Annotated in this window: 26 protein-coding genes; 15 read left to right on the forward strand and 11 right to left on the reverse strand. The window is 68.8% G+C overall.

Annotated elements, in window-relative coordinates; translation table 11 throughout:
* Positions 1-5: 5 nt before the first annotated feature.
* From LC066_RS14825 to LC066_RS14840, 4 genes are all read left to right on the forward strand, one after another.
* Positions 6-479, forward strand: a complete 474-nt coding sequence (locus LC066_RS14825) for an NUDIX hydrolase (protein WP_224900542.1) — start codon at positions 6-8, stop codon at positions 477-479.
* Positions 476-1,999 carry an inorganic phosphate transporter gene (locus tag LC066_RS14830; RefSeq protein WP_224900545.1) on the forward strand — a complete coding sequence of 508 codons (1,524 nt, stop codon included), beginning with the start codon at positions 476-478 and terminating at the stop codon, positions 1,997-1,999. Before LC066_RS14825 ends, LC066_RS14830 begins: the two co-directional genes overlap by 4 nt.
* 140 nt (positions 2,000-2,139) lie before the next feature.
* A complete protein-coding gene (locus LC066_RS14835) occupies positions 2,140-2,721 on the forward strand; it encodes a hypothetical protein (protein WP_224900548.1) in 582 nt (193 codons plus the stop codon).
* Positions 2,722-2,755: 34 nt separating this feature from the next.
* Complete coding sequence (locus LC066_RS14840) at positions 2,756-5,350, forward strand: methyl-accepting chemotaxis protein (protein WP_224900553.1); 2,595 nt, start codon at positions 2,756-2,758, stop codon at positions 5,348-5,350.
* Positions 5,351-5,532: 182 nt separating this feature from the next.
* Here the strand turns inward: LC066_RS14840 and metG are convergent, their stop codons facing one another.
* From metG to LC066_RS14860, 4 genes are all read right to left on the reverse strand, one after another.
* A complete protein-coding gene (gene metG / locus LC066_RS14845; protein ID WP_224900556.1) occupies positions 5,533-7,245 on the reverse strand; it encodes a methionine--tRNA ligase in 1,713 nt (570 codons plus the stop codon).
* A gap of 181 nt (positions 7,246-7,426) precedes the next feature.
* Positions 7,427-8,182, reverse strand: a complete 756-nt coding sequence (locus LC066_RS14850) for an SDR family NAD(P)-dependent oxidoreductase (RefSeq protein ID WP_224900560.1) — start codon at positions 8,180-8,182, stop codon at positions 7,427-7,429.
* 176 nt (positions 8,183-8,358) lie between these two features.
* Entirely contained in the window at positions 8,359-9,114 is a 756-nt protein-coding gene (locus LC066_RS14855; protein ID WP_222478572.1) for an SDR family NAD(P)-dependent oxidoreductase, read from the reverse strand.
* A 144-nt stretch (positions 9,115-9,258) separates the two neighbouring features.
* Entirely contained in the window at positions 9,259-10,479 is a 1,221-nt protein-coding gene (locus LC066_RS14860) for an MFS transporter (RefSeq protein ID WP_224900563.1), read from the reverse strand.
* Between the two features lie 185 nt (positions 10,480-10,664).
* On the opposite strand from LC066_RS14860, the gene LC066_RS14865 reads away from it, so the two are divergent.
* On the forward strand, positions 10,665-11,711 hold the full coding sequence (locus tag LC066_RS14865; protein ID WP_222478567.1) for an aldo/keto reductase: 1,047 nt from the start codon (positions 10,665-10,667) through the stop codon (positions 11,709-11,711).
* A gap of 114 nt (positions 11,712-11,825) precedes the next feature.
* Here LC066_RS14865 and LC066_RS14870 read toward each other — a convergent pair whose 3' ends face one another.
* On the reverse strand, positions 11,826-12,683 hold the full coding sequence (locus LC066_RS14870) for a helix-turn-helix domain-containing protein (RefSeq protein ID WP_224900565.1): 858 nt from the start codon (positions 12,681-12,683) through the stop codon (positions 11,826-11,828).
* Between the two features lie 98 nt (positions 12,684-12,781).
* On the opposite strand from LC066_RS14870, the gene LC066_RS14875 reads away from it, so the two are divergent.
* Genes LC066_RS14875 through LC066_RS14885 form a run of 3 tightly spaced genes read left to right on the forward strand, consistent with a single transcriptional unit; the run spans position 12,782 to position 14,783 of the window.
* Positions 12,782-12,988, forward strand: coding sequence for a DUF2061 domain-containing protein (locus LC066_RS14875; protein ID WP_222478563.1), 207 nt, complete (start codon positions 12,782-12,784; stop codon positions 12,986-12,988).
* On the forward strand, positions 12,981-13,883 hold the full coding sequence (locus LC066_RS14880; RefSeq protein ID WP_224900567.1) for a fatty acid desaturase: 903 nt from the start codon (positions 12,981-12,983) through the stop codon (positions 13,881-13,883). Before LC066_RS14875 ends, LC066_RS14880 begins: the two co-directional genes overlap by 8 nt.
* A 15-nt stretch (positions 13,884-13,898) precedes the next feature.
* Positions 13,899-14,783, forward strand: a complete 885-nt coding sequence (locus tag LC066_RS14885) for a DMT family transporter (protein ID WP_224900569.1) — start codon at positions 13,899-13,901, stop codon at positions 14,781-14,783.
* Here LC066_RS14885 and LC066_RS14890 read toward each other — a convergent pair.
* The gene (locus LC066_RS14890) at positions 14,776-15,507 is read right to left on the reverse strand and encodes an NUDIX hydrolase (protein ID WP_224900572.1); all 732 of its coding nucleotides are present in this window, start codon (positions 15,505-15,507) and stop codon (positions 14,776-14,778) included. The two genes, LC066_RS14885 and LC066_RS14890, sit on opposite strands and share 8 nt — an antisense overlap.
* A gap of 41 nt (positions 15,508-15,548) precedes the next feature.
* Positions 15,549-16,073 (reverse strand): DUF983 domain-containing protein, encoded by a 525-nt coding sequence (locus LC066_RS14895; protein ID WP_222478555.1) that lies wholly within the window; start codon positions 16,071-16,073, stop codon positions 15,549-15,551.
* A gap of 398 nt (positions 16,074-16,471) precedes the next feature.
* On the opposite strand from LC066_RS14895, the gene LC066_RS14900 reads away from it, so the two are divergent.
* The 4 genes from LC066_RS14900 (at position 16,472) to LC066_RS14915 (ending at position 19,077) form a co-directional block, all read left to right on the forward strand.
* The gene (locus LC066_RS14900) at positions 16,472-17,176 is read left to right on the forward strand and encodes an EF-hand domain-containing protein (RefSeq protein ID WP_224900575.1); all 705 of its coding nucleotides are present in this window, start codon (positions 16,472-16,474) and stop codon (positions 17,174-17,176) included.
* 173 nt (positions 17,177-17,349) lie between these two features.
* Positions 17,350-17,940: an RNA polymerase sigma factor gene (locus LC066_RS14905; protein WP_224900578.1), complete on the forward strand. Its 591-nt coding sequence runs from the start codon at positions 17,350-17,352 to the stop codon at positions 17,938-17,940.
* Positions 17,937-18,485 carry a hypothetical protein gene (locus tag LC066_RS14910; protein WP_224900582.1) on the forward strand — a complete coding sequence of 183 codons (549 nt, stop codon included), beginning with the start codon at positions 17,937-17,939 and terminating at the stop codon, positions 18,483-18,485. Before LC066_RS14905 ends, LC066_RS14910 begins: the two co-directional genes overlap by 4 nt.
* Before the next feature lie 4 nt (positions 18,486-18,489).
* A complete protein-coding gene (locus LC066_RS14915) occupies positions 18,490-19,077 on the forward strand; it encodes a periplasmic heavy metal sensor (protein ID WP_224900584.1) in 588 nt (195 codons plus the stop codon).
* A 58-nt stretch (positions 19,078-19,135) separates the two neighbouring features.
* Here the strand turns inward: LC066_RS14915 and LC066_RS14920 are convergent, their stop codons facing one another.
* Positions 19,136-20,581 carry a diguanylate cyclase gene (locus LC066_RS14920; protein WP_224900586.1) on the reverse strand — a complete coding sequence of 482 codons (1,446 nt, stop codon included), beginning with the start codon at positions 20,579-20,581 and terminating at the stop codon, positions 19,136-19,138.
* Positions 20,582-20,736: 155 nt separating this feature from the next.
* Between LC066_RS14920 and LC066_RS14925 the strand changes: the two genes are divergently transcribed.
* Positions 20,737-21,021: a DUF3572 domain-containing protein gene (locus tag LC066_RS14925; protein ID WP_224900588.1), complete on the forward strand. Its 285-nt coding sequence runs from the start codon at positions 20,737-20,739 to the stop codon at positions 21,019-21,021.
* Between the two features lie 115 nt (positions 21,022-21,136).
* On the opposite strand, the gene LC066_RS14930 is transcribed toward LC066_RS14925, so the two are convergent.
* Complete coding sequence (locus LC066_RS14930; protein ID WP_222478541.1) at positions 21,137-21,595, reverse strand: MarR family winged helix-turn-helix transcriptional regulator; 459 nt, start codon at positions 21,593-21,595, stop codon at positions 21,137-21,139.
* Positions 21,596-21,763: 168 nt separating this feature from the next.
* On the opposite strand from LC066_RS14930, the gene LC066_RS14935 reads away from it, so the two are divergent.
* Positions 21,764-22,459 carry an HAD family hydrolase gene (locus LC066_RS14935; RefSeq protein ID WP_224900591.1) on the forward strand — a complete coding sequence of 232 codons (696 nt, stop codon included), beginning with the start codon at positions 21,764-21,766 and terminating at the stop codon, positions 22,457-22,459.
* Positions 22,460-22,611: 152 nt separating this feature from the next.
* Positions 22,612-24,213: a trimethylamine methyltransferase family protein gene (locus LC066_RS14940; RefSeq protein WP_224900593.1), complete on the forward strand. Its 1,602-nt coding sequence runs from the start codon at positions 22,612-22,614 to the stop codon at positions 24,211-24,213.
* 52 nt (positions 24,214-24,265) lie between these two features.
* On the opposite strand, the gene LC066_RS14945 is transcribed toward LC066_RS14940, so the two are convergent.
* Both LC066_RS14945 and LC066_RS14950 read right to left on the reverse strand, forming a co-directional pair.
* Positions 24,266-24,742: a CHAP domain-containing protein gene (locus LC066_RS14945; RefSeq protein ID WP_412103247.1), complete on the reverse strand. Its 477-nt coding sequence runs from the start codon at positions 24,740-24,742 to the stop codon at positions 24,266-24,268.
* 282 nt (positions 24,743-25,024) lie between these two features.
* Entirely contained in the window at positions 25,025-25,813 is a 789-nt protein-coding gene (locus LC066_RS14950; protein WP_224900596.1) for an NYN domain-containing protein, read from the reverse strand.
* Positions 25,814-25,947 lie beyond the last annotated feature (134 nt).

The raw sequence follows: 25,947 nt of genomic DNA on the forward strand, positions 1-25,947 counted from the left end.
GAGTGATGCTCGGTCCGTTCTGGAAATCCTACGTCAGGCCCCTGCTGGGGCGGCCCGCGCGGTTTCAGGTCGCGGCGCTGTGCCATCGTGGCCGGGGCGAGGACCTGCGCATCCTGCTGATCACCTCGCGCGATACCGGCCGCTGGGTGCTGCCCAAGGGCTGGCCGAAGCGGGGCCATGACGCCGGCGGCACCGCGCTGGAGGAAGCCTGGGAAGAGGCCGGGATCAAGCCGGCTGGCCGTCCGCGCTCCGTCGGGTTCTACAGCTATGACAAGCGGTTGGATGGCGGTCTTCCCGTACCCACGCGGGTCGAGGTCTTCGCCATCCCCGTGCCCTCCCTGCTGGACGACTACCCCGAGAAGGGGCAGCGCCGCCGCGTCTGGATGACGCCGGAGGAGGCCGCCGCCGCCGTGGATGAGCCCGAACTGTCGGAGCTGCTGGCGGCCTTCGCGGAACGGGCGGAGGATCTGGCCGGGTGAAGGGACCGCTGAAGCGCCTCGCCGGGCGCCGCACGGGTCCCAACCGGCCCGAGTGGGGCACGCTCGACCGCGACCTGGACCGGCTGTCGCTGCTGGAGGCAGGTGCCATGCACCAGTCGCGCCCCTTGCTGATGGCGGGGGTGGCGCTGGCCTTCATCGTGCTGGCGATGCTGCTGGCCGCCGGTCTGACCGGGCAGGGGCCGTCGAGCATCGCCGTGGTCGCCGCCGCCGCCCTGGGCGCCTACATGGCGCTGAACATCGGTGCCAACGACGTCGCCAACAACATGGGCCCGGCCGTGGGGGCGGGGGCGCTTCCCATGGCCGGGGCCATTGCCCTGGCCGCCGTCTTCGAAAGCGCGGGCGCGCTGATCGCCGGCCATGACGTGATCGAGACGGTGTCGCGCGGCATCCTGGATCCCGGCGTGGTGTCGTCCGTCGCCAGTTTCCCCCTTGCGATGATCGCGGCGCTTCTGGGCGCGGCGCTCTGGGTCAACCTGGCGACCTGGCTGCGCGCGCCCGTGTCCACCACCCAGGCGGTGGTAGGCGGCATGCTGGGCGCCGGGGGCGCGGCGGCCGGGCTGGGGGCCGTCCAGTGGCAGACCCTGGGCCTGATCGCCGGGGGCTGGGTGCTGTCGCCGCTGATGGGGGCGCTGACGGCGGCGGGGATCCTGGGCTTTGTTCGCTGGCGCATCCTCTACGTGCCCGACAAGGTCGCGGCGGCGCGTCGCTGGGTGCCGGTCCTGCTGGGGGTTATGGCCGCGGCCTTCACCGCCTACCTGCTGCAGAAGGCCCCGCCGTGGTTCCTTTCGGTGTCCCTGTCGCAGCCGGTGACCGTGGGCCTGGGGCTGGCCGTGGGCCTACTGGCCTGGCTGGTCGCCATCCCGGTGATCGGGCGCCAGTCGCGTGGGCTGGAAAACCGCCGCTCGGCGCTGAAACCGCTGTTCCGTCTGCCGCTGATCTGCGCCGCCGCGCTTCTGTCCTTCGCCCACGGGGCGAACGATGTGGCCAACGCCGTGGCCCCGCTGGCGGCCCTGGTGGAGGCGCAGCGCGCCGGCGGGCTGGAGGCGGTGGTGCCGCTGCCGCTGTGGGTCACGCTGATCGGGGCCGGGGGCATTTCCATGGGCCTGATCCTCTTCGGTCCGCGCCTGATCCGCCTGGTCGGGCGCGAGATCACCCGCCTGAACCCGCCGCGCGCCTTCTGCATCGCGCTGGCGGCGGCAGTGACGGTGCTGCTGGCCTCGTCGCTGGGCCTGCCCGTCAGTTCGACCCATGTGACCATCGGCGGTGTTTTCGGTGTCGGGTTCTACCGCGAATGGGTGTCGCGCCTGAATGATCGCCGTGCCGACAAGGCCGCCCGGGAAAAGGCCGAGGGCCGGACTTTCCCGGTGGAGGAACGCCGCCGCCGCCGCCTGGTGCGCCGCTCGCATTTCATGACGATCATCGCCGCCTGGCTGGTCACCTTGCCGGCCGCTGGCCTCGTTTCGGCGCTGGCCTTCATGGTGCTGAACCTGCTGGGCTGATCCCGTTGGGGGCCCCGACTGGGCTGCATTTTAGCTAAACCAAAGGGGCAGGTCCGGGCAGGACCGCGTGGGCATTAAGGCCCCGGCAAGTCTTTTGTTCCAAGGTCCGCCGGCAATTCCAACCAGACCGGGGAAAGCCGATGAACGCCCTCCATGCCACCCTTGCGCTGGCGCTTGCCGCCACGACCGCCGTGCCTGCCGCCCAGGCCAACCCCTACGAGGCGTCCATGCGCGACTACCTCGAAAGCGAGGTCCTGCTGTGGGTCTTCGACGCGACCGTGATCGACGCGATCCGGGCGCAGAACGCCGCACATCCCGATATCACCCAGGCGGAGATCGACGCGCTGGATGCCCAGTGGCAGGCCGAGGTCGGCAGCGGCGACCAGCCGTTGGTGGACGCGGTGCTGAACAACCCGGCCTCGGCCTATCTCAGCGCGCAGATGGCGGACTCGGTGGGCGCCATCACCGAGATATTCCTGATGGATGCCCACGGGCTGAACGTGGCTGCCACCGGGCCGACCTCCGACTACTGGCAGGGGGACGAGGCGAAGTTCCAGGAAACCTACCTGGTCGGACCCGGAGCCGTGCATGTGGGCGACGTGGAACTGGATGAATCCACCCAAAGCTATCAGGGGCAGGTGTCCATCTCGGTGCTGGACCCCGACAGCAAGGAGGTGATCGGCGCCGTGACCGTCGGTCTGAACGCAGAGCTTCTGTACTGAAACGCGGCGCCGACCGCCAACGGAGCTGGACAGCATGACAGGCCGCAAACACGACCCCGCAGGTGCCGGGCCGGCAACGCCGCAGCCAATCGCCTTCCACCGGACCTCTTTCTTCCGGGCCACGGCGATCGTGGCCCTGTGCATCCTGCTGGTGGTGCTGACCTCCCAGCTGATGGGGATGCGCCAGCTGACCCAGAGCATTCGCGACTGGACCGGCATCCGTGCGGTCGAGGCGACGAAGGGGATGAGCGCCGGTCTGGCGGGCGCGATCAAGTTCGATCGCCCCGAGGCGGCGCAACCCGTGCTTGATGACTTTGCCGCGAACCTGGGAGAGGATGTGCTGGGTGCCCTCGCGTTGCGGGCCGATGGCACGCCTCTCGCTTCGGTCGGGGGAGGCGGGTTCGACATTGAGGCGGCAACCGCGCTAGGCCGCGCCGCCATGGAGGAGGGCACGTCGCTGGCCGATGGAGCGGCCGGCCTTTGGGCCTACCCGGCGCTTTATGGCGGTCAGGGGGCGCCTGTCGGGGTTCTCGTCACCCAATGGACGGCCGAACCCCGCATTGCCCAGGCCATGCGCGAGGTTCTGAGCTCGGTCATCTTCTCCCTGGCTGTCTTCGCCATGGCCCTTCTGCTGGCGGCGGTGCTGTTCTATCGCAATCTGTCGCGTCCGTTGCAGAGGGTGGCGGACCAGATGAACCAGGTCGCCATGGGGGATCTGGACGTCCAGGTGTCCGGTGGCACCCGAGGCGACGAGATCGGGCGCATCGCGCGTCGGCTGGAGCGGTTCCGCGACAACCTGCGCGCGGCCCGGGCCACTCAGACGGAGAATGCCTTCAAGAGTGCGGGGGTCAGCAACTCCGGCTCGGCACTGATCCTGCTGGACAATGATCAGGCCATCGCCTTTGCCAACCCGGCCTGCGAACGCCTGCTGACCTCCTGTGCCGCCGCGATCCGTAACAGCTGGCCCGGTTTCGACCCGGCCAAGCTGGCCGAACATCCCGCCGGCCGCCTGCCGGGGCTGGGGGCACCGCTGACGGATATCCGCAACGGGCAAAAGGCCGTGCCCTGCACGCTCGATCTTCGGTGGGGCGAGGCGCTGATCTCGGTCTATATCGACCGGGTCGATGACGACGAGGGGACGACGATCGGCTATGTCCTCGAACTGAAGGACATCTCCAGCGAGAAGCTTAACGAGGCGGTGCTGAAGGCCATCGACCGCCATCAATTGCGGGTGGATCTCGACAGTGCGCAGAGGCTGACCAGCTGCAATGCGCGCTTCCTGGACCTCTGCGGCCTGGCTCTGGCCGACTTGCAGGGGGCCCACGGGCCGGATCTTCTGCAGCGCATCGGCGTGTCCGAGGCCGAACGCGCCGAATCGCGCGAGAAATTGCACAAGGGCGAGGCGCTGAGCGGTAAGTTTAAATTGGGCCGCGGTCAGGGCGAGATCTACGTCGAGGGCAGCGTCAGCCCCCTGATCGACCGCAACGGCGAGATCGAGCGCATGGTGTTCATCGGCTCGGACATTACGCAAAGCCACGTGTCCATGCGCGAGGCCGAACGGGAGCGGCGCGAGACCTCGGAACAGCAGCAACTGGTGGTGGACGCGCTCAAGGTGGGGCTGCGAAAGCTGGCAGACGGTGATCTGACCTCCTCCATCCGGCAGCCGTTCCGGCCCGAGTACGAACAGCTGCGCAGCAACTTCAATCAGGCGGTGGAAGCCCTGCATGAGGCCATGGGCGCAGTGGTGCAGAACGCCAACTCGATCAGTGGCGAGGCTGGCGAGATCAGCAATGCTGCCGATGACCTGGCCCAGCGGACCGAGAAACAGGCGGCTACGCTGGAACAGACCGCGGCCGCGCTGGACGAGCTGACGGCCTCGGTCAAATCCGCCGCGGCGGGTGCCGACGAGGCAAGCCAGATCGCTGCCAGTGCTCAGGGCAAGGCGGAAACAGGCGGCGCGGTCGCGCGTCAGGCGGTCGAGGCGATGGATGCCATCAAGTCTTCGTCGAAGGAGATTTCCAAGATCACCAGCGTGATCGACGACATCGCCTTCCAGACCAACTTGCTGGCCCTGAATGCGGGCGTCGAGGCGGCGCGCGCGGGTGACGCCGGGCGTGGATTCGCCGTCGTGGCGACCGAGGTGCGCGCCCTGGCGCAACGCTCCTCCGAGGCGGCCCGGGAGATCAACCAATTGATCTCGGCCTCCGGCGGCCACGTGAAATCCGGCGTCGATCTGGTCGACCGCACCGGCGAGGCTCTTGGGGAAATCGTGACCTCGGTTGTCGATATCTCGAAACGGGTTGCCTCCATCGCCGCCTCGGCCCGTGAACAGGCCACCGGGCTGAATGAGATCAACGCGGCGGTCAACGACCTGGATCAGGTCACCCAGCAGAACGCGGCGATGTTCGAGGAGACCACGGCGGCCAGCCATGCCCTGACCTCAGAAGCGAATGCACTGGTCGAGGCTTCGGCCCGGTTCCGCGTCGATACGCCGGCACCGGTTGGCCTGCGTCGGCGCAGCCGCGACGGTGCAGGCGCCCCGGCCAAGCCAGGCGTCCGGGCCGCGGCAGGTGGCGAGACGCCCGCCCGCCGGTCCACCGACCGGGAGGTGAGCTGGAAGGAGTTCTGAGGCCGACGGCAATTGGCTGAAACGCGCAAGGGAGGAGCCCTGGCTGTCCCTGGCAAGAGACGGCGGAGGGGACCCGGATGACCGGGTGAAGACGAGGGGGCCGTGCCTCAGGGCAGCGAGGGGCACGCAAGGAAAAAGGGGCAGCCGTGGCTACCCCTTTTCAAGCATAAGCGGTGCTGCGGTCAGCCGCGCGTGCCGCTGAACCGGGTCTGCCAGTCCTCGCGTTCCTCGTCCGCGATCTTGCGGAAGAGGTTCTCCGGCACGGTGAAGGCCGCCCCCGGCGCCAGGGCATTCAGCGCCTCGGGCAGATCGTCGGGCCAGTCCAGGTTGTCCAGTTTCAGCGCCTCTTTCAGCACCTCCGAGGTGTCGGGGATGAAAGGCGCGGACAGCACAGCGTAGAGGCGGATCAGGTTCAGCGACAGGCGCACGATCGCCGCCGCGCGATCCGGATCTTCCTTGAAGGCGGCCCAGGGGGCGGCCGATTGCAGATACTCGTTGCCCGCCGCCCAGATCGCGCGCAGCTCTGCCGCCGCCTTGCGCACCTCGATGGCATCCATGTGGCCTTGGTAGGCCGCCAGGCGCTCGGTCAGCTCGGCAATCAGCGCCTCCTCGGCCGGGCCATAGGTGCCGCCCGCGGGCACTTCTTCGCCGAACTTCGAGCGGCAGAACTTGGTCACCCGGCTGACGAAGTTGCCCAGCACGTCGGCCAGGTCCTTGTTCACCGAGGCCTGGAAATTCTCCCAGGTGAATTCCGCGTCCGAGGATTCGGGTGCGTGACTCAACAGCCACCAGCGCCAGTAGTCCGACGGCAGCACCTCCAGCGCCTGATCCATGAAGACGCCGCGCCCGCGCGAGGTGGAGAATTGGCCGCCCTCGTAGTTCAGGTAGTTGAAGGACTTGATGTAATCGACCAGCTTCCACGGTTCGCCCGAGCCCAGGATCGTGGCGGGGAAGCTGAGCGTGTGGAAGGGCACGTTATCCTTGCCCATGAACTGGGTGTAGGTCACATCCTCGGCGCCCGCATCGGTGCGCCACCAGCGGGACCAGTCGTCCCCCTTGCCGGCATCGACCCATTCCTGGGCGCAGGCGATATACTCGATCGGCGCGTCGAACCAGACGTAGAAGACCTTACCCTCCATGCCTGGCCAGTCCTCGTCACCCTTCTTTACCGGCACGCCCCAGTCGAGGTCGCGGGTGATGCCCCGGTCCTGCAACCCGTCGCCATCGTTCAGCCATTTCTTGGCGATCGAGGTGGTCAACACGGGCCAGCCTTCGCGGGTGTCGATCCACTTCTCCAGCTCGTCCTTCATGGTCGACTGACGCAGGTAGAGGTGCTTCGTCTCGCGCATCTCCAGGTCGGTGGCGCCCGAGATGGTGGAATGCGGATTGATCAGGTCGACCGGGTCCAGCTGCTTGGTGCAGTTGTCGCACTGGTCGCCGCGGGCACTTTCGAAACCGCAGTTCGGGCAGGTGCCCTCGATGTAGCGGTCGGGCAGGTAGCGGCCATCGGTGGGCGAATACATCTGCGTTTCCGACACCTCACGGATCAGCCCCCGGTCAGCCAGGACGCCGGCGAAATGCTGGGTCAGCTTCTGGTTCTGCGGCGAGGAGGAGCGGCCGAAATGGTCGAAGCTGAGGCGGAAGCCTTGCGCGATCTTCGCCTGCACCTCGTGCATCTCGGCGCAGTACTCGGCGACCGGCTGGCCGGCCTTGGCGGCGGCCAGTTCGGCCGGGGTGCCATGTTCGTCGGTGGCACATAGGAACAGCACCTCGTGGCCGCGCCCCCGCTGGTAGCGGGCGAAGAGGTCGGCGGGCAGCTGGCTGCCGACCAGGTTGCCCAGGTGCTTGATCCCGTTGATGTAGGGGATGGCCGAGGTGATGAGATGCCGCGCCATGGACGCCTCCTTGCGTAACTGGTCCCGTTCAGGTCTGACCTGCCTCATAGCCCGCACGGCCCCGAATAAAAAGAGCCGCCGAGGCCCCGGCAGCTCTTCTTCTTGGTTAAAATCTCCCGAGGGAGGCCGCAGGCAAGGGGGCAGAGCCCCGGCGCGCCTTGGCCGACGCGCCCCGCTCAGGTCATTGCGCGGTATAGGCGCCGTCGACGAGGTGGTAGGACCCGGTGACGAAGCTGGCCTGTTCCGACAGGAGGTAGAGGACCAGCGAAGCGACCTCTTCCGGTTTGCCCAACCGGCCGACCGGGTGCATGCCCGCCAGCATCTCCATCGTTTCGGCGTCCAGGTTGTCGTCCAGCAGCGGCGTCTTGATGTAGCCGGGGCCGACCGCGTTGACGCGCACACCTTCCTGGGCGTGGGCGATGGCGGCGGCCTTGGTCATGCCGACGACGCCGTGTTTGGCCGCCACATAGGCGGGCGACAAGGGGGTGCCGACCGAGCCCAGGATCGAGGCCATGTTGACGATCGACCCGCCGCCCGAGGCCTTGATGGCGGGAATTGCATAGCGCATCCCGTAGAAGACGCCGTTCAGGTTGATGCCGATCACCTGCTGCCAGCCGTCGATCGGATACTCGCCCGTGGGGGCCTGCGGCCCGCCGATCCCGGCGTTGTTGACGATGCCATAGAGGCTGCCGGTCTTTTCGACGGCGAAATCCACCATGGCCTTCACCTGGTCGGGATCGGCCACGTCCAGCGCGAAGGCGTAGGCCTTGCCGCCCGCAGCCGTGATCTTGTCCGCCAGGTCCTGGGCCGGCGCTTCGTGCAGGTCGGCGACGACGACCGTGCTGCCCGAGGCCGCCAGTTCCTCGCAGACCGCGGCGCCAATGCCCGAGGCGCCGCCGGTGACGATGATGGTCTTGTCGGTGAATGTCAGGTCCATGAGAGACCTCCCTTGGTCCGAATGGGGCGTGCAAAAGCACGTATGCCCAAGGGATAGGACTGAACCGCACGGTGCGGAATGATTCAGGTCAAAACGGAAGGGTATGGCATGATTCTGCCATTGGCAGAGGATAAGCAGGAATGGGGGCGGGGCCATTCGGCCCCGCCCCGCGTCGGTCACTGGGCGGTATAGGCGCCGTCGACCAGGTGGAACGATCCGGTGACGAACCCGGCCCTTTCAGACAGCAGGAAGGTCACCAGAGCGGCGACCTCCTCCGGGCGGCCGAGGCGTTTCATCGGCGTCATGTCGGCCAGGCCCTGCTTGGCCTCGGCATCCAGGTTGGCGTCGAGGATCGGCGTGTCGATGAAGCCCGGGCCGACCGCGTTCACGCGGATGCCGTCCGCGGCATGTTCCAGCGCGGCGTTCTTGGTCAGCCCGACCACCCCGTGCTTGGAGGCAACATAGGCCGAGGACCCGGGAATGCCCACGGCGCCCAGCATCGAGGCGATGTTGACGATGGCGCCGCCGCCGGCGGATTTCATCACCGGCACCGCGTGGCGGATGCCGTAGAAGGTGCCGGTCAGGTCGATGTCCACCACCTTGCGCCAGTCGTCCAGCGGGTAGTCGCCCGTGGATGCCGCCGGGCCGCCGATGCCGGCGTTGTTGACCAACCCGTAGAGGCCGCCGGTTTTCTCGACGGCGAAGTCCACCAAGGCCTTCACCGCGTCGCTGTCCGAGACGTCGGCGGCGAAGGGCAGGGCGCGGCCACCCTCGGCCTCGATCTTGTCGACCTGGGCCTGGGCGCCGTCGAGGTTCAGATCGGCCACGATGACCGTGGCGCCAGACCGCGCCAGCTCTTCCGAGATGGCAGCGCCGATGCCGGAGGCGCCGCCGGTGACGATGATTGTCTTGTCGCTGAAACGAAGGTCCATGGGAGATGCCCTTTCCTCAAAGGTAAATGTCTATACCAATAGAGATAATTGCGGGTCGGCCGAATGCACCCCGATATGGTGTGCGACGGTGCACAGCCCGTCCGCAGGGGCGCTGGCGGACGGGATGTGGGGCAGGGGCGGCTGTCAGTTCCGTTCCCGGAGTCCGCGGAGCAGCCGGCCCACGACGAAGGTGGTGCGCGGTGCGTAGATATAGGCGGTGCGCTGATCCGGGGCCGGGCGGGCCTGCATGCGCAGGAGGCCGAAGGCGATCAGCGCCGCATGGCCAAGCGCGACCATGGCGTAGATCGCCGCCGGGCCGAAACCCTCGATCAGCTGCGCCGCGATCCAGGGCGCGCCGATGGCGCCGATGGCATAGTAGAACAGCAGCGCCGCCGACAGTTCCGCCCGTTCATCGCTGGCAGCGAAATCATGGGCGTGGGCCAGGGCCACGGAATAGACCGGGTAGGTGGTCACGCCGAAGAGGAACCCGTTGATCATCGCCGCTCGTGGCCCGTCGATGGTCAGGCCCGAGGCCACGCAGGAACAGATGGCCGCCAGCGAGATCCCGATCAGCACCCGGCGCCGGTCGAACTTGTCCGCCAGCCAGCCGATGGGATACTGCACCAGCGCGCCGCCCAGGATGAACAGCGCCAGGAACCAGGCGATCTGTGGCGTGCTGAGGCCGATCTCCTGCCCGTAGACGGGGCCGATCATCCGGAAGGTCGCCGCCGACAGGGCCGATACGATCACCGCGACGGCGGCCAGGGGGGACCGGCGCCAGGCCAGCAGTGGGCGCAGGCGCGGGGCGGCGGTCAGCGCGGGCTGCGGCGCCTTGCTCAGCGCCAGGGGCAGCAGGGCTGCGCAGCACAGGATGGCGAGCAGGTTGTAGGAAACATAGGCGGCGGGCGCCAGGATCCCGATCATCAGCTGCGCCACCAGCGAGGCCGACATGTCCGCAATGCGGTAAAGGCTGGTGATGCGTCCCCGGTCGGCGTTCTCCAGCCGCGCCATCAGCCAGCCTTCGACCACCGTGTAGCAGCCGGCGACGCAGATGCCGCTGGCCACGCGCATCCCCGCCCAGGCCCAGGGGTCGACCACCATCATGTGGCCCATCAACCCGATGGCGCCCAGGGCGGTGAAGGCGGCGAAGCTGCGCGCGTGGCCCACCCGGCCCAGCAGGCGCGGCGCGCCCCAGCATCCAACGAAGAAGCCCAGGAAATGCGCCGATCCCAACAGGCCGATCTGCCCCCGGGTGAAGCCCAGCTCGATCCCCGACAGCGCATCCAGCGGACCCACGCCGCCGGCCGAAAGTTGCAGAAGGATGACGGAGAGGAAGAGGGCCGAGAGGCCGAGGACGAGTCGCATGCCCCTTCCTGCGCCCCGGCGCACCGCGCCACCCGTCCGTTCGCGACATCGGCGCGGCGATTTTGTGCCGCGCGGCGCGTCGGTTGGCGGGGAAGGAAAAATTGCGGCAACTCCCCTTGCACCCCGAAGCAAAATGGTAACCCTCTGGCCGTACTGAATTTCAAACGGCGAAGACGGGACCAGATATGCGCAGGAACAAGCTTGGCCGCACCGGGATCGAGGTGTCGGAATATTGCCTGGGGTCGATGACCTGGGGCAACCAGACCCCCAGCCGGGAGGCGCACAAGCAGATCGACGCGGCGCTGGCCCGCGGCATCGATTTCATCGACACCGCCGAGATGTACCCGGTGAATCCCGTGCGGGAGGAAACCATCGGCCGGACCGAACGGATCATCGGCCTCTGGCTGGAGAAAAGCCGGGGCCATCGCGGGGACATGGTAATCGCCACCAAGGCGATCGGCGAGGGCAGCAAGATGGCGCGCGACGGCGCGCCCCTGACGCCCGACACGATTGCCGAGGCCATCGAGGGATCGCTGCGCCGGCTGAAGACCGACTACATCGACCTCTACCAGTTTCACTGGCCCAACCGCGGCTCCTACCATTTCCGCAAGAACTGGTCCTATGATCCCACCGGCATGGACCGGGCGGAGGTGGTGGACAACATGCAGGAGTGCCTGCACGCCCTTGAAAAGGAACAGAAACGCGGCACGATCCGCGCCTTCGGGCTGAGCAATGAAACCGCCTGGGGCATGGCCCAGTGGCTGCGCCTGGCCGAGGAAGGCCACGGGCCGCGCGCGGCGACGATCCAGAACGAATATTCGCTGCTCTGCCGGTTGTTCGACACCGATCTGGCCGAGCTTTGCATGCTGGAAGACGTCGGCCTGATGGCCTATTCGCCCTTGGGCGCCGGGCTGCTGACGGGCAAGTACCAGGGCCGGGCGAAGCCGCCCGGATCGCGCATGTCGCTGAACGGCGACCTGGGCGGGCGGGCAAGCAAACGGGTCTTCCCGGCGGTGGACGATTACCTCGACGTGGCCTTCAAGCATGACCTCGACATGGTGTCGATGTGCCTGGCCTGGGCCGCGCAACGTCCCTTCAACGCCTCCGTCATCTTCGGCGCGACCACGATGGAACAGCTGGAGCGTATCCTCGACGGCCTGGATCTGGAACTGTCGGAGGAGGTCATCGCGGATCTCGACGCGGTGCATCGCGCGCATCCGATGCCTTACTGATCCGAAAGATCGGGATCGGCCGGACCTGATCCGTGGATGAGGTCCGGTCGTCAGTCTTATGATATTGAAGGTTTATCCTTTGGGGTGGTCGCGTTCTCGCAGGGGTGCTGCCGCCTAGACCCAGTCCTTCAGCTCTCGCAGATAGCCAGGCAAATCGCGTGACGACACGCAGGCCTCTCGCAGCAGGTGGTCGAAGTGATCGGTGATCGCCTGCACTCGTTCGCGATCGCGGAAGGCAATGTAGTTCTGCCCGAGGTAGAGCACGGCCAGCAGCGGGCCGAAGATCGTCACCGGGGCCGAAAACAGCTGCCGCGCGTCGAACAGGTAGAGGCGCATCCGGGGGTAGAACCCCTCCAGCAGATCCGCGAAACGGTCAAGTTGATCGGCACGGATATCGGCCGGCAGATCGGCGTAGTAGCCAGTGGCGGTGGCGAAGGCGATCATCTCATGCCGGGGCAGCGCGATCTCGTAATCCGAGGTGGAATTGCGCATCCAGGCCAGCCGGTCTTCTGATGCGCCGATGGCCTGTTGTGTGGTGCGCCCCAGGTGCGGGGAATATTCCCATTCCAGCAGGGCGGTCGTCTTCAGCATGTCGGGCAGGGCGGCGGGCACGTGGCGGATCTTGTAGCCCGCGGCCTCCTGGTGCCAGGTGAAGATCTGTTCGTCGATCAGGGCGCGGGCGGCTTCCGACATGCGGGCGGAACTGGCCAGAAGGTCGGCTGCCGTTTCGGGCCGCTCCGTCAGGGCCAGCAACCAATCGGCGGACACCCCGAGCGCCGCTGCGCATTCCGCTACCACCTGCGCGTTCGGCAGGCGCGGGCTGTCGCCCGACAGCAGCTGCGAGATGGTCGACCGATCCACCCCGACACGGCGGGCCAGCGCGCTCTGGCTCGTGCCACGGCGCGCCATCGCCTCTTTCAGGCGCTGGCGAAACTGTTCGGCACGGTCACGTTTGTCAACTTTATCCATCATCCTGTGAATTAAATCACATATCGGGAAATCTGTTAACAGGATACGGAATTTCGCCCCGTCCTGGCTGCCCCTACCTTCGTCGCGAAAGCGAGGGACAGATGGAAACACCGCAACGCAGCCTGGTCAAAGCCGTGCTCTGGACGCTGCTTGGCCTCCTGATGATGAGCCTCGTGGGGCTGATGTTCACCGGTTCGGCGCAGCTAGGCGGGGCCATGGCGTTGGTGAATGCCGCACTGGGGCTGCTGTGCTACATGGGCTATGAACGGATCTGGGCGCGGGTTCGCTGGGGGCGGCTGGATGGCTGAGCCCCGCCGCGCCGTCGAATGGCCCACCCTGGCACTGCTGGTGCTGTGCTATGCGGGCTGGGGCCTGGCGACCACCTGGCTGGCCGACCTGGCACTCTGGCCTGCGATCGCCCTGCTGGCCGTTTCGGCGGCGCTGCATTCCTCCCTCAGCCACGAGGTGCTGCACGGCCATCCCTTCCGCAATCCCGTCGCCAATGCCGCCACCGTCTTTCCGGCGCTGTCGATCACCGTGCCCTACCTGCGCTTCAAGGCGACGCACCTGGCCCACCACCGGGACGAGATCCTGACCGATCCCTATGACGATCCCGAAAGCAATTTCATGGACCCGACGGCCTGGGCCCGATTGCCGCGCTGGCGCCAGACCTTCCTGCGGGTGAACAACACGCTGCTGGGACGGATCCTGCTGGGCCCGGCGATCGGCACCCTGTCCTGGCTGGCCGCCGAGGCGCGCAGCGCCCTGCGCGATCCGCAGGTCCTGCGCGGCTGGCTGTGGCACATCCCGGCGCTGGCGCTGGTCGTCTGGTGGCTGGCCGAGGTGGCGGCGATCCCGCTCTGGGCCTTCATGCTGGGCACCTACCTGTCCCATTCCCTGCTGAAGATCCGCACCTTCCTGGAACATCAGAGCCATGAACGCCCGCGGGCCCGCACCGTCATCATCGAGGATCGCGGCCCGCTGGCCTGGCTGTTCCTGAACAACAACCTGCATGTGGTCCATCACATGCACCCCAATCGCCCCTGGTACGATCTGCCCGCGCTTTATGCCGCGCGGCGCGATCACTACCTGCGCCGGAATGAGGCCTACCGCTATGGCAGCTACGCCGAGGTCTTCCGCCGCCACTTCCGCCGCGCCAAGGACCCGGTGCCGCATCCGCTCTGGCATCCCCCCGTGGAATAGGCCAAAGCGAGGCGCATGAGCCTCTGGATCCCCGTCACCCTAGCCGCCGTCGTTTTCCAGACCGCGCGCTTCATGTTGCAGAAACATCTGGCGGGGGCCGGCCTCAGCGCCGGCGGCGCGACCTTTGCGCGCTTCCTGTGGTCCGCGCCGCTGGTCTGGCTGGCCTGGGGGCTGAGCGGGATCGCCCTGCCGCCGCTGCCGCCGCTGTTCTGGCTCTGGGCCATGCTGGGGGGCGTGACGCAGATCCTGGCGACGGTGCTGGTGGTGGTGCTGTTCAAGGGGCGCAACTTCGCCGTTGGCGTGACCCTGAAGAAGACCGAGGTGCTGCTGACCGCGCTTTTGGGGTTCGTCCTGCTGGGCGAGGGCGTGTCCGGGCCCGCCCTGATTGCGATCCTGGCGGGCATGGCGGGGGTCCTGATTCTGACCAACCTGCCCGAGGGCAGGACCCTGCTGGCCCGCTTCGCCACCCGTGAGGCGGGCATCGGCCTGGCCTCGGGCCTGTTCTTCGCCCTGTCGGGGGTGGCCTACCGCGCCGCCTCGCTGGCGGTGCCGGGCACGCCCGGGGAACGCGCCTTGCTGACCCTGCTGGTGGTGGTCACCATGCAGCTGCTGGTGATGGCCGCCTGGCTGCGTCTGCGCGAACGGGGCGAGATCAGCCGCGTGGTCGCTGCCTGGCGTGGCACGATCTGGGTCGGCGTCACCTCGGTCGCGGGATCCTTCTGCTGGTTCACCGCTTTCACCTTGCAGACCGCCGCGCTGGTCTATGCGGTCGGCCAGTTCGAGGTGGTGCTGTCGCTGCTGGCCTCGGTGCTGTTCTTCCGCGAAACCATGTCCCGGCGGGAGCTGTGGGGCATCGGACTGGTCACGGCCTCGGTCGTGGCGCTGATCTGGCTCAGCTGACCTCGTCGAGCGGGGAACGCCCCTTCAGCCGCCGGAACAGCTGGGCTTCTTCCCCTTGCGCGAAATAGGGCACGCTGGCGGGGGCCTCGTCACTGTCGCGGGCGGCGACCTCGGCCAGGACCACCTCGGTGATGAAGGGCAGGTCGAAGGCGCGCGCCTCGGGCAGGGGGATCCACTGCAGGAAACTCAGCTCGTCCGAGGCAGCGGTGAAATCGTCGAGGTCGCCGGCGATGGCGCGATCCGCGTCCAGGGTGAAGAACCGCGCGTCGAAGCGGCGCGGGCGGCCGGGCGGGGTGACTGCGCGAAAGACGAAGCGCAGGGCCGAGGGGTCGGGCCGGTGGCCGGTGGCGGCAAAGTCGCGCCAGTCCGCCGGCGCATCGGGCCAGTCGCCCGGCCGCCCCAGCACCAGGCCGGTTTCCTCCCACAGCTCGCGAATGGCGGCGGCGGCCAGCGCCGGGGCCAGGCCGGGGGGGCAATCCTCGCCCAGACGTTCGGCGCAGAGGGGCGGCAGGGGCGCGGCCAGGGGCACCTGGGCATCGCCCGGGTCGACCGCGCCACCGGGAAAGACGAACTTGCCGGGCATGAAGGCGGCCTTGCTGCCGCGTTGGCCCATCAGAACCTCGCGCGTACCGTCGCGGCGGCGCAGGGCGATCACCGTGGCGGCGTCGCGTAGCGCGCTCTTGTCCCGCGGCGGCTGGCCGGCGGCTGTTGTCTGGTCCTGCATCTCGATCCTCCCCAGATCGGCCCCGGCCCGGACGGGCGCGGTCAGGCGCCGTCGGCGCCGAAGCCGTGCATGTAGCGGGCCCATTGGAAGGCGACCATCGCGCCCTTGAGCCGTGGCAGAAGGTAGAGAGAGAGGGCCACCGTGCCAATAGCGAAGACGGTGAACAGCACAAGCGGCTCCGGCTGCCAGGCCATCCAGACCGATCCCATCAGCGGCGCCGAAAGGTGGCCGACGATCAGGATGGTCAGGTAGGCGGGGCCGTCATCGGCGCGGTGGTGACTGAAGGTTTCGCGGCAGACGGGGCAGTGATCGCGCACCTTTAGGAACCCCTTCATCAGCGGGCCCGACCCGCAATTGGGGCAGCGCCGGCGCCATCCCCGGCGCAGGGCCGGTTTCAGCGGACGCTCGGGGCGCGGCTCCGGCCGATCGCTGCGGCGGGGGGCGTTGCCGTCGCCCTGCTGCTGGGTCTGCGGGTCCGTGGCGTCGGCCTGCGCAGGCGGGGCGGGCTGTGCCGGTCCGGCGGCTGTGGGGGCCGTCTGCTGCGGCTGATCTGGATGGTTGTGCATCTGATGGTCCTGTGGCGCAGGGGCGCCGATCCTTGATCGCGGGGGCGTTTGACCGAAACATGGGGCCTTGGCCGCGACCTGGGAAGGCTCTGCGGCCGCTTGCGGCTCCATGTCGCAAATGATCTGTCGACGAGTCATCTCTTGCGGTCTGCACGCCAGGTGCCCGCGTCCTCCTCCCGTTGCCGGCACCACGCCCGGGGGCGGATGCCGATTTCTCACTCCGATCCGCAGCTTAGCGTCTTTGGCGCCCGTAAACAGGGGGGCGGCGGCGATCGGGACGAAAAAAATCGTCGACCGGGCGACGGAAACCCGGGGGTGGCCCGTTTGACTTGCCAGAAGGCGGACGGCAAGGCGCCCCGCCCGAACGATCCCGGAAGGGACCTTGAGGAGTAGACGAGATGAAACGCATTGCCCTGTTTGGAACCGCCACCGCAATCGCCCTGACGGCCTTGGCCTCCGGCGTGACCGCACAGCCCGGTGGCCAGTTTGGCGGCCAGCCCGGCGGCATGGGCCGTGGCCCGATCTTCGATTTCGCCCAGACCGACGCCGATGGTGACGGCAAGGTGACCCAGGAAGAGATCATGGCCGCCGGCCAGGCCCGCCTGGACGCCGCCTTCGAGAAGGCCGACGCCAACGCGGACGGCGAGATCACCAAGGACGAGATCACCGGCTTCATGGAAGCCCGCGCCGAGGCGCAGCGCGCCGCGCGTCGCGACCAGGCGGCCCAGCGGATGATGGAGTTCGCCGATGCCGACGAGGACGGCGTGCTGACCAAGGATGAGGTCTTCCCGCAACCGCGCGGCGATGGCTCCTTCTTCAGCCGCTTTGACACCGACGAGGACGGGGCGATCAGCGAGGAAGAATTCGCCGCCGCCCAGGACCGGTTCCAGAAACGCATGGGCGATGGCCCGCGCGGGTCCTTCGGGGACCAGCGTGGCGGCAAGCGCGGCATGGGCTGGCACGATCACGGCGACCGTGGCTGGGGTGACCGGGGCCATGGTCCGCGCGGCCAGGCCGATCGCGGCATGGGCGGTGGCGCCAGGGGGGAAGGTGGCCTGATGCGTCTCTTCCTCGACATGCCTGCCGAGACCCCGGCCGAGTAAGGCCAGGGACAAGGGTTCCGTGACCTCCCCCCGGGGTCGCGGGGCGCCTCGGCCCGGGGCCTGCTGCGTCCCTCAGTCGCCCCGGGCCGGGGTGCAAATTGCCGCAGGACGGGGCCGCCGGACGGGCGGCCGCGCGATAGACAGACTTCCAGGAAGGCGATAGCCCGACAGGTATGACAGAGATGGCCTTCGACGATCCAGACGCCATACCCGACGACGCGCTGCTGGTGCTTTACGCCAACGGTGACGGCACGGCGGCGCGGCTGCTGACCGAACGGCTGGCGCCCCGGGTGCTGGCCCAGGCGGCGCGCATGCTGGGCGACCGGGCCGAGGCCGAGGATGTCACCCAGGAGGCGATGCTGCGCCTGTGGCGCATCGCGCCCGACTGGCGGCAGGGCGAGGCGAAAGTGTCGACCTGGCTCTACCGGGTCACGGCCAACCTCTGCACCGACCGGCTGCGCCGGCGGCGCGGGGGCACGACGGATCTCGACGCGATCCCGGAACCCGCCGACCCGGGGCTGCCCGCCGACGAGGAGCTGCAATCGCGGGCGCGGATGGATGCGCTGCAGGAAGCACTGGACCAACTGCCGGACCGTCAGCGGCAGGCGGTGGTCTTGCGTCACCTGGAGGGTCTGGGCAATCCTGAGATTGCCGCGATCCTAGACATCAGCACCGAGGCCGTGGAAAGCCTGACGGCGCGGGGCAAACGGGCGCTGGCCCGCCTTCTGGCGGCGCGGCGCGAGGAATTGGGGTACGACGGATGACCGATCGCGACGACAGACAGAACAGGCCGGACAGCCTGGCCGATGCGGCGCTCGATGCCCTCTTCGCGGAGGCGCGGGCCGAACGGAATACCCGTGACACGGGCGACCTGCCGGACCTGCCTCCGGGCGGGGCGGAGGGCCTGCCGCCCGGCTTGTCGGCTCGCATCCTGGCGGATGCCGACACCCTGATGGATCTGCGCGCCAGTACGGCCGAGGCCGCGAGAGCCGCCGCACGGGCCCATGTGCCGGCGCGCGGCTTTGCCCCCGGCCTGGTGCCCGCCGGCGCCGGTGGCATGGGCGGCGCGATGATGCCCGGCGCAGGCTTCGGCCCGGGCGGTTTCTGGGCGCAGGTCATCCGCGCCATCGGCGGGGGCGCGGCCCTGGCGGGCCTGGGCGCGGTCACCCTGGTGGGTCTCTGGCTGGGGCTGATGCCCCCGGCAGCCCTGCAATCGGGCCTCGACAGTGCCTTTGGCACCGGCCTCAGCGCCAATCCCTACCTGGTGGACAGCACCAGTGCCTTCGAATTCCTGGACAGCGAGGGGTGACGTGATGCGCGACCCGAAAGACCAAGCTCCCGAAACCCGCGCCCCCGACCGCGAGGCCCCCGAGGGCGGCCCGACGGCGCGTCCGCCGCGCGCCCGCATGGGCCGCGGGGTGCGGGTGCTGCTCTTCGCCTCGCTGGCGCTGAATCTGGCGGTGGTGGGGCTGGTGCTGGGGTTCGTCCTGCGGGCGCCCTTCGACGGGCCGCCGCCGCGTCCCGACCGCGTTGGCGGGGCGTTGACCTTCGCCCTGTCGGATGAGGACCGGCACGAGATCGGCCGCCGCGTCTTTCGCGAATTGCGCGCCGATGGCCGTGACCGTCGGTCGCGCCGTGCCGATTACGACCGGATCCTGACCGCCCTGCGGGCCGACCCCTATGATGCCCGGGCCGTGCAGGACCTCCTTGAGGCCCAGAGGCAGGACGCCGCGCGGTTCCAGGCCGCCGGCCAGCGCGCGCTGCTGGCGCATATCGACGGGATGTCCCCGGAGGCGCGGCGCGCCTTTGCCGACCGGCTGGAAGAAGGGTTGGAGCGGTTCGACGCGCGCCATCGTGATGGCCCCCTGCGCGCCGCCGACGGGCCGCGCGATCAGGAGTAGGCTGGCTGGCGCGCCGGCGTCCCAATTCCAGCACAGTGGCAGCCGCGTGACGAACTGATCAGGCCTGGCGCTCCGCGCGCCCCTCCGGGGCAAAAGGCAAGGGGCAGGACGCCGCGCCGCCCGGCACATGGCGCATCACCCGGTCGCGCCCGGCATGCTTGGCGGCATAGAGCGCTCGATCGGCATCGGCCAGCAGAGCCTCGGGGCTGCGCCGCCCTTCGTGCCCCAGGGTCACGCCGACAGAGATCGTCAGCGGAATGGCCGGGGCGTTTTCCGGGCGAACGGGGCAGTCGCGGACGCGGACCCGCAGCCGTTCGGCGCTGGCCAGGGCCGCCTCGGGATCGGCGGCCGGCAGGATGGCCAGGAATTCCTCCCCCCCGATCCGCGCCAGCACATCTTCCTTGCGCAGGTTGGTCCGCATGACCTCGGCCACGCTCTGCAGGGCCAGGTCGCCGGCGGCATGGCCGAAGCGGTCATTGACCGTCTTGAAATGATCCAGATCGGCGACCATCACCGCAAAGGGTTCCCCCAGCATCGCCCCGCGTCGGGCCACCTGGGCCAGCAGAGGCAAGGCGTAGCGCCGGTTGTAGAGCCCCGTCAGCGGATCGGTGATCGAGGCGCGCATGCCCTCGTTCAGGGCGCGACGCAGGGACCGGCGGCGCATCAGGCGGGCGCGCAGCAGCCGCAGGCGCGCCACGATCTCGGCGGCATCGAAGGGGCCGGTCATCACGGCGCTGGCGCCGATTTCGAACCCCTGGACCTGGATGCGCGCGGGCGCGCCCGGGGCCAGCAGCAGGATCTCCTGGTCGGGCTGATCGGCGCGGGCCTTCACCCGGGCCAGCAGGCGCAGGCCCAGGGCCTCGCTGCCCGGGGTCAGGCCCAGCACCAGCAGCCCGGCCCGATCCGGCAGGATATCGGCCGACAGGCCGCCGCCGGCGTCACGCAGGCCCGACAGGTCGCGCAACTCGATCCGGAAACCCGGTGCCCCCGCCAGCTCCTTCTGCCAGGCTCGGGCGCTGTCGGGATCGGGGGCCAGCACCGTGACCCGCGTGGGGGTGCGAAAACGGGCGCGATCCTCGGCCAGGCCCGGCAGGGACAGGGCGGCGCCGCGCGGCTTCAGCGTCTGCAGCAGTTCGCGCGCCCGGTCATGGCTGCGCAGCCGCGCCTGGAAGACCTCCTGCGGTTCGCTGCGCGCGATCACGTCGTCGGCGCCGGCGACCAGTAGGTCCGACCGGCCCATGTGGGCCCCGGGCGCGGTGACCACCAGCAGCGCGGCCTCGGCCAGCCGCGGCGTGGCGCGTAGCCGTCGCAGCACCCCGGCCGCAGGCGCCCGGGCCAGGTCATCCGCCACCAGAAGCATCGCGGGCTGCCATTCCGCGACCAGCGCCAGCGCCTCCTCCAGGGTGTCGGCGAGGCGGATCTCGTAGAAGGCGCCCGACAGCCGCGCCGCCAGGGTGATCCGGCGGGTGACATCGTCGTCGAGGATGAGGATGCGTCCGGGCATGCGGTCTGGGATCCATTGGCGGCAGGGCGACGGGGCGCAGCGGCGCTGCGGGCGGGGCGGGGGCAGTGGTCCGCCAGAGCGGTCTTGCCTGAGCCATGAATTGGTGAAATTGGTTAAGAAACTCTTGCACGTAATTTACCGGTTTTGTGTCAGCCATGCCCCTGTCCCGCTCCCGCGCCGAAGAGATCGCAACCGCCTGCCTGGTCTGGCTGGCGAACGACGAAGAGCTGCTGCCGGTCTTCATGGGAGCCAGCGGCCTGGCGCCCGAAGACCTGCGCCGCGCCGCGCAAGACCCTCATTTCCTTGGATCTGTTCTGGATTTCGTGCTGATGGACGACGACTGGGTGATGGCCTTCTGCCAGGCCGAGGGGCTGGACTACGAGATGCCGGGCCAAGCGCGTCAGATGCTTCCGGGCGGCGAACAGGTGCACTGGACCTGAAACCGCTACGGTCCCGGAATAGCTGTTAACGAACGCGTGATGGCAATATCGCGCCGAGCGCGTCCCGCGAGATCGGCAAGTCCCCGCGCCCGGAGCGGAGAAGCGGGGCGCGGCCTTACAAGTGGCTCAGCTGTGCCTCTTCGCCCTCGGCCAGCTTGCGCAGCAGGCGGCGTAGCTCGACAGTTTCGGCCTCGCCGAGGCGTGCGGCCATGACATCGCCGTTGGCACGGGCGAAGGGCGTGCCGATGCGCACCGCCTCGTAGCCCTCATCGGTGAGGTGGATCTGCCGGGTGCGCCGGTCCCCGGTGCCCGAGCTGCGCGACAGCAGACCCGCCTGTTCCAGCTGCCGCAACGCGCGCGAGGTGGCGGTGCGGTCGATGCCGACGAACTCGGCCAGCTCCGAGGGCTGCGACAGCCCTTCGTTGGCCACACCCAGCAGAAGACACCAGGTGATCCGGGTCAGGCCGATCTCGCGCAGTTTCTCGTCCAGGCGACGTTCCTGGATCCGGGCCGTCACCGACAGCCAGTAGCCCAGGGAGTCATGCAGCCGATAAGGGGGGGTCTCACTCTCCATGGGGTCATGAGACTGAGCAGGGGCGGAAAGTCAAGCATTGCCCCGGGACATGCCGGTCGCCCGCCCCCTCAAACCTGTGCCTGGGGGGCTGCCGGCCCTTGTGCCCGGAGGCGCGATCGCGCAGCTTGCGCGCCATGGCCACCGGCGGCGAGAAGGAGAAAGGACAGCATGCTCAGGGGATTGATCTTCGACAAGGACGGCACGCTGTTCGACTTCGGCGGGACCTGGAACAGCTGGGCCCGGGACGTGATCGCGGATCTGTCCGGCGGGGATGCCGCCCGCGCGCGGGCGCTGGCCGACGCGGTACGGTTCGACCTGGACCGGGGCGGTTTCCACCCCGACAGCCCGGTCATCGCGGGCACCAACCGCGAGGCGGCGGAGCTGCTGTTGACGCAATTGCCGGGGCACGATCTGGCCGGGGTCGAAAGCTACCTGGCCGAGGCCGCCGCCAAGGCGCCCCTGGTGCCAGCCACGCCGCTGGCGCCGCTGCTGCGGGAGCTGAGCGAGGCGCGCGGGCTGCACCTGGGCGTGATGACCAATGATGCCGAGTTCTCCGCCCGTCGCCAGTTGCGCGCAGCCGGGGTCGACGGCTTCTTTCCCTTCCTGGCCGGGTTCGATTCCGGGCACGGGGCGAAACCCGACGCGGCGCCGCTTCTGGCCTTCGCCCGCCAGACCGGGCTGGCGCCCGATCAGATCGGCATGGTGGGGGACAGCACCCATGACATGCTCGCGGGGCGCGCAGCGGGCATGACCTGCATCGCCGTGCTGACCGGCCTGGCGCCGCGGGAAGAGCTGGCCCCCCATGCGGATGTCGTACTGCCCGACATCGGCCATCTGCCCGGCTGGCTCGCCCGCGCGGGCTGACCGCCCTCGATCTGTGCAGGGCGCTGTCGGCTGTGCACCGGCAGGCCGCCCGGCACCCGCGGATGAGACGAAAACGACAGGCGGTGTCGTTTTCCTGCGCGTAACGCGTCGGGTGCGCGCGCTTCTCTGGGGCAGAGCCCAGGGAGATGCCCATGACCGATCGTCCGACGCCCCCCGCCGCAGAGACCGCAAGCGCCTCCAGCCCGGCCCGGAAGGGACGCCGTGGAGGCGGCCGGGCCGGGTCTGCCGCCCGGCGCGGGGATCACGCGATCCAGCAAAGCGCCTGGCGCATCCCGATCAACATCGACGCCCCGACCGAGCCGCTGGACGACGACGGCGTGATGGCCGTCCATGGCGCGGCCATGACGGTGCTGGAGGAGATCGGCGTCGCCTTCCTCCATCCGGAAGCGCGGACCATCCTGGCGCAGGCGGGCTGTATCGTTGACGGCGAGGTGGTCCGCATGGACCGCGATTTCGTCACCGAGATGCTGGCCCTGGCCCCGTCGGAATGGACGCTGAGCGCCCGGAACCCGGCGCACGACCTGCCGGTCGGCGGGCGGGCAATCCTCTTCGGCAATGTCTCCTCGCCGCCGAACTACTGGGACATGGACCTGGGCCGGAAGATCCCCGGCACCCGCGCCCATTGCGCCAACCTTCTGCGGCTGACCCAGTATTTCAACTGTATCCACTTCGCCGGGGGCTACCCGGTCGAACCTGTCGACATTCACCCGTCGATCCGCCATCTCGACGTGCTGTTCGACAAGCTGACCCTGACCGACAAGGTGCCCCACGCCTATTCGCTGGGCGCCGAACGGGTCGAGGACGTGATGGAGATGGTGCGCCTGTCGGGCGGCTGGGACGAGGAGACCTTCACCGCGCGCCCCCACCTCTATACCAACATCAACTCCACCTCGCCGCTGAAGCATGACTATCCGATGCTGGACGGCTGGATGCGCATGGCGCGGCGGGGGCAGGGGCTGATCGTGTCGCCCTTCACCCTGGCGGGGGCCATGGCGCCGGTGACCATGGCCGGCGCGGTGGTGCAGTCGCTGGCCGAGGGGCTGTCGGCCATTGCGCTCGCGCAGGTGATCCGCCCCGGCGCGCCCTGTGCCTTCGGCACCTTCACCTCGAACGTGGACATGAAGTCGGGCGCGCCGGCCTTCGGCACGCCGGAATACATGCGCGCCACCCAGATGACCGGCCAGATGTGCCGCCACTACGGGCTGCCGATGCGCGCCTCCGGATCCTGCGCGGCGAACGTGCCGGACGGGCAGGCGATGTGGGAGACGTCCAATGCGCTCTGGGCGGCCGTGCAGTCGGGCGCCAACGTGGTCTACCACGCCGCCGGCTGGCTGGAGGGTGGGCTGATCGCCAGCCCGGAGAAATTCGTCATGGATTGCGAGGTGATCCAGCAGATCCAGCGCTACCTGGAGCCGGAGATCTGCGCGGTGGACGAGGGATCGCTGGCGCTGGAGGCGATGCGCGAGGTGCGCCAGGACGGCCATTTCTTCGGCATCCCCCATACCCAGGACCGCTATACCACCGCCTTCTACCAGCCCTTCCTTTCGGACTGGCGCAACTTCGAGGCCTTCCAGCTGGCGGGTGAGGTCTGGACCGCCGAACGCGCCCATGTCACCTGGAAACGCATCCTGGCCGAGTTCACCCCGCCGCCCATGCCCGACGCCAACCGCGCCGCGCTGGAGGATTTCGTGATCCGTCGCAAGGAAGAGGGCGGGGCGCCCACCGATTTCTGAGGCAGGACGCCTGGGTCATCGTCGCGCCCCGGAGGGGCGCTGCGCGGCGCGATCAGGCGTCGGGCAGGATGAACCCTTCGACCGGGTAGACGGAGCCGAAGGCGCCGGGGTTGGTTTCCACGCGCACGCGGGACCAGTCGTTGGCCTCCGAGACATCGATGACCGCCATGCCCAGCGACACCTCGTTGCGGTGCCAGTTGGCGTGGTCGATCAGCAGGCGGCGGTCGCCCTGGCGGGCGGAGACCACGGCGACGTGGCCCAGGGGCATCGACTTCGTGGCGCTGAAGGCCATGACGGCGCCGACCTCTGGGGTCTTGCTGACGGGGTAGGCGTCCTGGGCCTGGGGCCACCAGGTGCGGGCATTGCCGCGGATCTCGACGCCCGAAAGGTTGCGCGCGAAGGGCACGCACCAGACGCGGGCGCCCCGGCTTTTCAGCGCATCGACTTCTTCCATGGCGAAGGACAGGCGTTGCGGGTGGATCCCGGGTGTTTCCTCCTGCGGCATCTGGGTGCAGGCGGTGGTGGCCATCAGGCCAAGCAGCGCCACAAGGCGTCGCGGTGTGGTGAAGCGCACGGTTTGTCCCCGAGTTGATCTCTGGTGTAGCTGGCTCGTGCCGGTCCGGTGACCGGCGGGTCAGTCGCTTCTGCGTGAAGATAAGGTGAAGGCCAAGAGGGGGCGGGCGCGGCAGGCAAAAACCTGCGCATCAACGGGAACCTATCGGCGGAGAGGCGCGTTACGCGCGCGTGCGAGGTCGAGCGAGGCATCGCGCCGCAGGGCGGGCAGGGCGCATGGGGCCCGCCCGCCAGGGGCTCAGTCCAGCCGGCGCACTTCGACCTGGTTGCCCTCGCCGCGCCGCGTCTCGAACAGGGGCAGGGATTTCACCAGGTCGCTCAGCTTGCGCTTGCCGTAGCTGCGGGTGTCGAAATCGGGTTTGGCGGCGGTGATGTACTGGCCGATCTGACCCAGCAGATACCAGTCGTCATCCTGGTTGATCGCATCCATGGCGCGGATGATCAGCTTCGTCGGATCCTCGGTTTCCGCCGGGGCCTCGGACACGCTGGCGGGCGATTGCGCCTCCTTCGTGTCTTCCTTGGCCGCCGCGCCGGAACGGCCGCCGCGCTCTTTCTTCACCGTGTCGGTCTTGCCGGTGTCGGGCAGCAGGTTCTCGACGTAGATGAACCGCTTGCAGGCCTTCACGAAGGCCGCCGGGGTCTTGCGCATGCCCATGCCGAAGACATCCAGACCCTGTTCGCGGATCCGGCTGGCCAGGCGGGTGAAATCGCTGTCCGAGGAGATCAGCACGAAGCCGTCGAAACGGCCCGAATGCAGGATGTCCATCGCGTCGATCACCAGGGAGATGTCGCTGGCGTTCTTGCCGGTGGTGTTGGCGAATTGCTGGAAGGGCACGATGGCCAGGTTGGCCAGCTTGTCCTTGCTCCAGCCCTGGGGGCCACCGCCGGAGAAATCGCCGTAGATCCGTCGGATGCTGGCCTCGCCCAGCGTGGTGATCTCCTCGAACATCGCCTCGGCGTACTTGGCCGAGATATTGTCTGCGTCGATCAGCACCGCCAGAAGAGGCGGCTTGGTGTCGGTCGGCATGAAAACCCCTTTACTCATTTGGGCCGACCCTATGGCCTTCGGCGGCCGAGGGCCAGCGGTTCCGCCCCGCGGGCCGCGCTTGGGCGGGCCGCCGTTGACCCGTTCTTAAACCTCCCGCGCGATGCTGCGGCAAA

The organism is Pseudooceanicola marinus, from assembly GCF_020177265.1.
GTDB classification, from domain to species: Bacteria; Pseudomonadota; Alphaproteobacteria; order Rhodobacterales; family Rhodobacteraceae; genus Pseudooceanicola; species Pseudooceanicola marinus_A.

What these genes read in the sequence shown, in the direction of transcription:
- LC066_RS14825 (WP_224900542.1), top strand. Translation starts at nt 6, where the DNA reads ATGCTCGGTCCGTTCTGGAAATCCTACGTCAGGCCCCTGCTGGGGCGG.
- LC066_RS14835 (WP_224900548.1), top strand. Translation starts at nt 2,140, where the DNA reads ATGAACGCCCTCCATGCCACCCTTGCGCTGGCGCTTGCCGCCACGACC.
- LC066_RS14840 (WP_224900553.1), top strand. Translation starts at nt 2,756, where the DNA reads ATGACAGGCCGCAAACACGACCCCGCAGGTGCCGGGCCGGCAACGCCG.
- metG (WP_224900556.1), bottom strand. Translation starts at nt 7,245, where the DNA reads ATGGCGCGGCATCTCATCACCTCGGCCATCCCCTACATCAACGGGATC.
- LC066_RS14850 (WP_224900560.1), bottom strand. Translation starts at nt 8,182, where the DNA reads ATGGACCTGACATTCACCGACAAGACCATCATCGTCACCGGCGGCGCC.
- LC066_RS14855 (WP_222478572.1), bottom strand. Translation starts at nt 9,114, where the DNA reads ATGGACCTTCGTTTCAGCGACAAGACAATCATCGTCACCGGCGGCGCC.
- LC066_RS14860 (WP_224900563.1), bottom strand. Translation starts at nt 10,479, where the DNA reads ATGCGACTCGTCCTCGGCCTCTCGGCCCTCTTCCTCTCCGTCATCCTT.
- LC066_RS14865 (WP_222478567.1), top strand. Translation starts at nt 10,665, where the DNA reads ATGCGCAGGAACAAGCTTGGCCGCACCGGGATCGAGGTGTCGGAATAT.
- LC066_RS14870 (WP_224900565.1), bottom strand. Translation starts at nt 12,683, where the DNA reads ATGATGGATAAAGTTGACAAACGTGACCGTGCCGAACAGTTTCGCCAG.
- LC066_RS14875 (WP_222478563.1), top strand. Translation starts at nt 12,782, where the DNA reads ATGGAAACACCGCAACGCAGCCTGGTCAAAGCCGTGCTCTGGACGCTG.
- LC066_RS14880 (WP_224900567.1), top strand. Translation starts at nt 12,981, where the DNA reads ATGGCTGAGCCCCGCCGCGCCGTCGAATGGCCCACCCTGGCACTGCTG.
- LC066_RS14885 (WP_224900569.1), top strand. Translation starts at nt 13,899, where the DNA reads ATGAGCCTCTGGATCCCCGTCACCCTAGCCGCCGTCGTTTTCCAGACC.
- LC066_RS14890 (WP_224900572.1), bottom strand. Translation starts at nt 15,507, where the DNA reads ATGCAGGACCAGACAACAGCCGCCGGCCAGCCGCCGCGGGACAAGAGC.
- LC066_RS14895 (WP_222478555.1), bottom strand. Translation starts at nt 16,073, where the DNA reads ATGCACAACCATCCAGATCAGCCGCAGCAGACGGCCCCCACAGCCGCC.
- LC066_RS14900 (WP_224900575.1), top strand. Translation starts at nt 16,472, where the DNA reads ATGAAACGCATTGCCCTGTTTGGAACCGCCACCGCAATCGCCCTGACG.
- LC066_RS14905 (WP_224900578.1), top strand. Translation starts at nt 17,350, where the DNA reads ATGACAGAGATGGCCTTCGACGATCCAGACGCCATACCCGACGACGCG.
- LC066_RS14910 (WP_224900582.1), top strand. Translation starts at nt 17,937, where the DNA reads ATGACCGATCGCGACGACAGACAGAACAGGCCGGACAGCCTGGCCGAT.
- LC066_RS14915 (WP_224900584.1), top strand. Translation starts at nt 18,490, where the DNA reads ATGCGCGACCCGAAAGACCAAGCTCCCGAAACCCGCGCCCCCGACCGC.
- LC066_RS14920 (WP_224900586.1), bottom strand. Translation starts at nt 20,581, where the DNA reads ATGCCCGGACGCATCCTCATCCTCGACGACGATGTCACCCGCCGGATC.
- LC066_RS14925 (WP_224900588.1), top strand. Translation starts at nt 20,737, where the DNA reads ATGCCCCTGTCCCGCTCCCGCGCCGAAGAGATCGCAACCGCCTGCCTG.
- LC066_RS14930 (WP_222478541.1), bottom strand. Translation starts at nt 21,595, where the DNA reads ATGGAGAGTGAGACCCCCCCTTATCGGCTGCATGACTCCCTGGGCTAC.
- LC066_RS14935 (WP_224900591.1), top strand. Translation starts at nt 21,764, where the DNA reads ATGCTCAGGGGATTGATCTTCGACAAGGACGGCACGCTGTTCGACTTC.
- LC066_RS14940 (WP_224900593.1), top strand. Translation starts at nt 22,612, where the DNA reads ATGACCGATCGTCCGACGCCCCCCGCCGCAGAGACCGCAAGCGCCTCC.
- LC066_RS14945 (WP_412103247.1), bottom strand. Translation starts at nt 24,742, where the DNA reads ATGGCCACCACCGCCTGCACCCAGATGCCGCAGGAGGAAACACCCGGG.
- LC066_RS14950 (WP_224900596.1), bottom strand. Translation starts at nt 25,813, where the DNA reads ATGCCGACCGACACCAAGCCGCCTCTTCTGGCGGTGCTGATCGACGCA.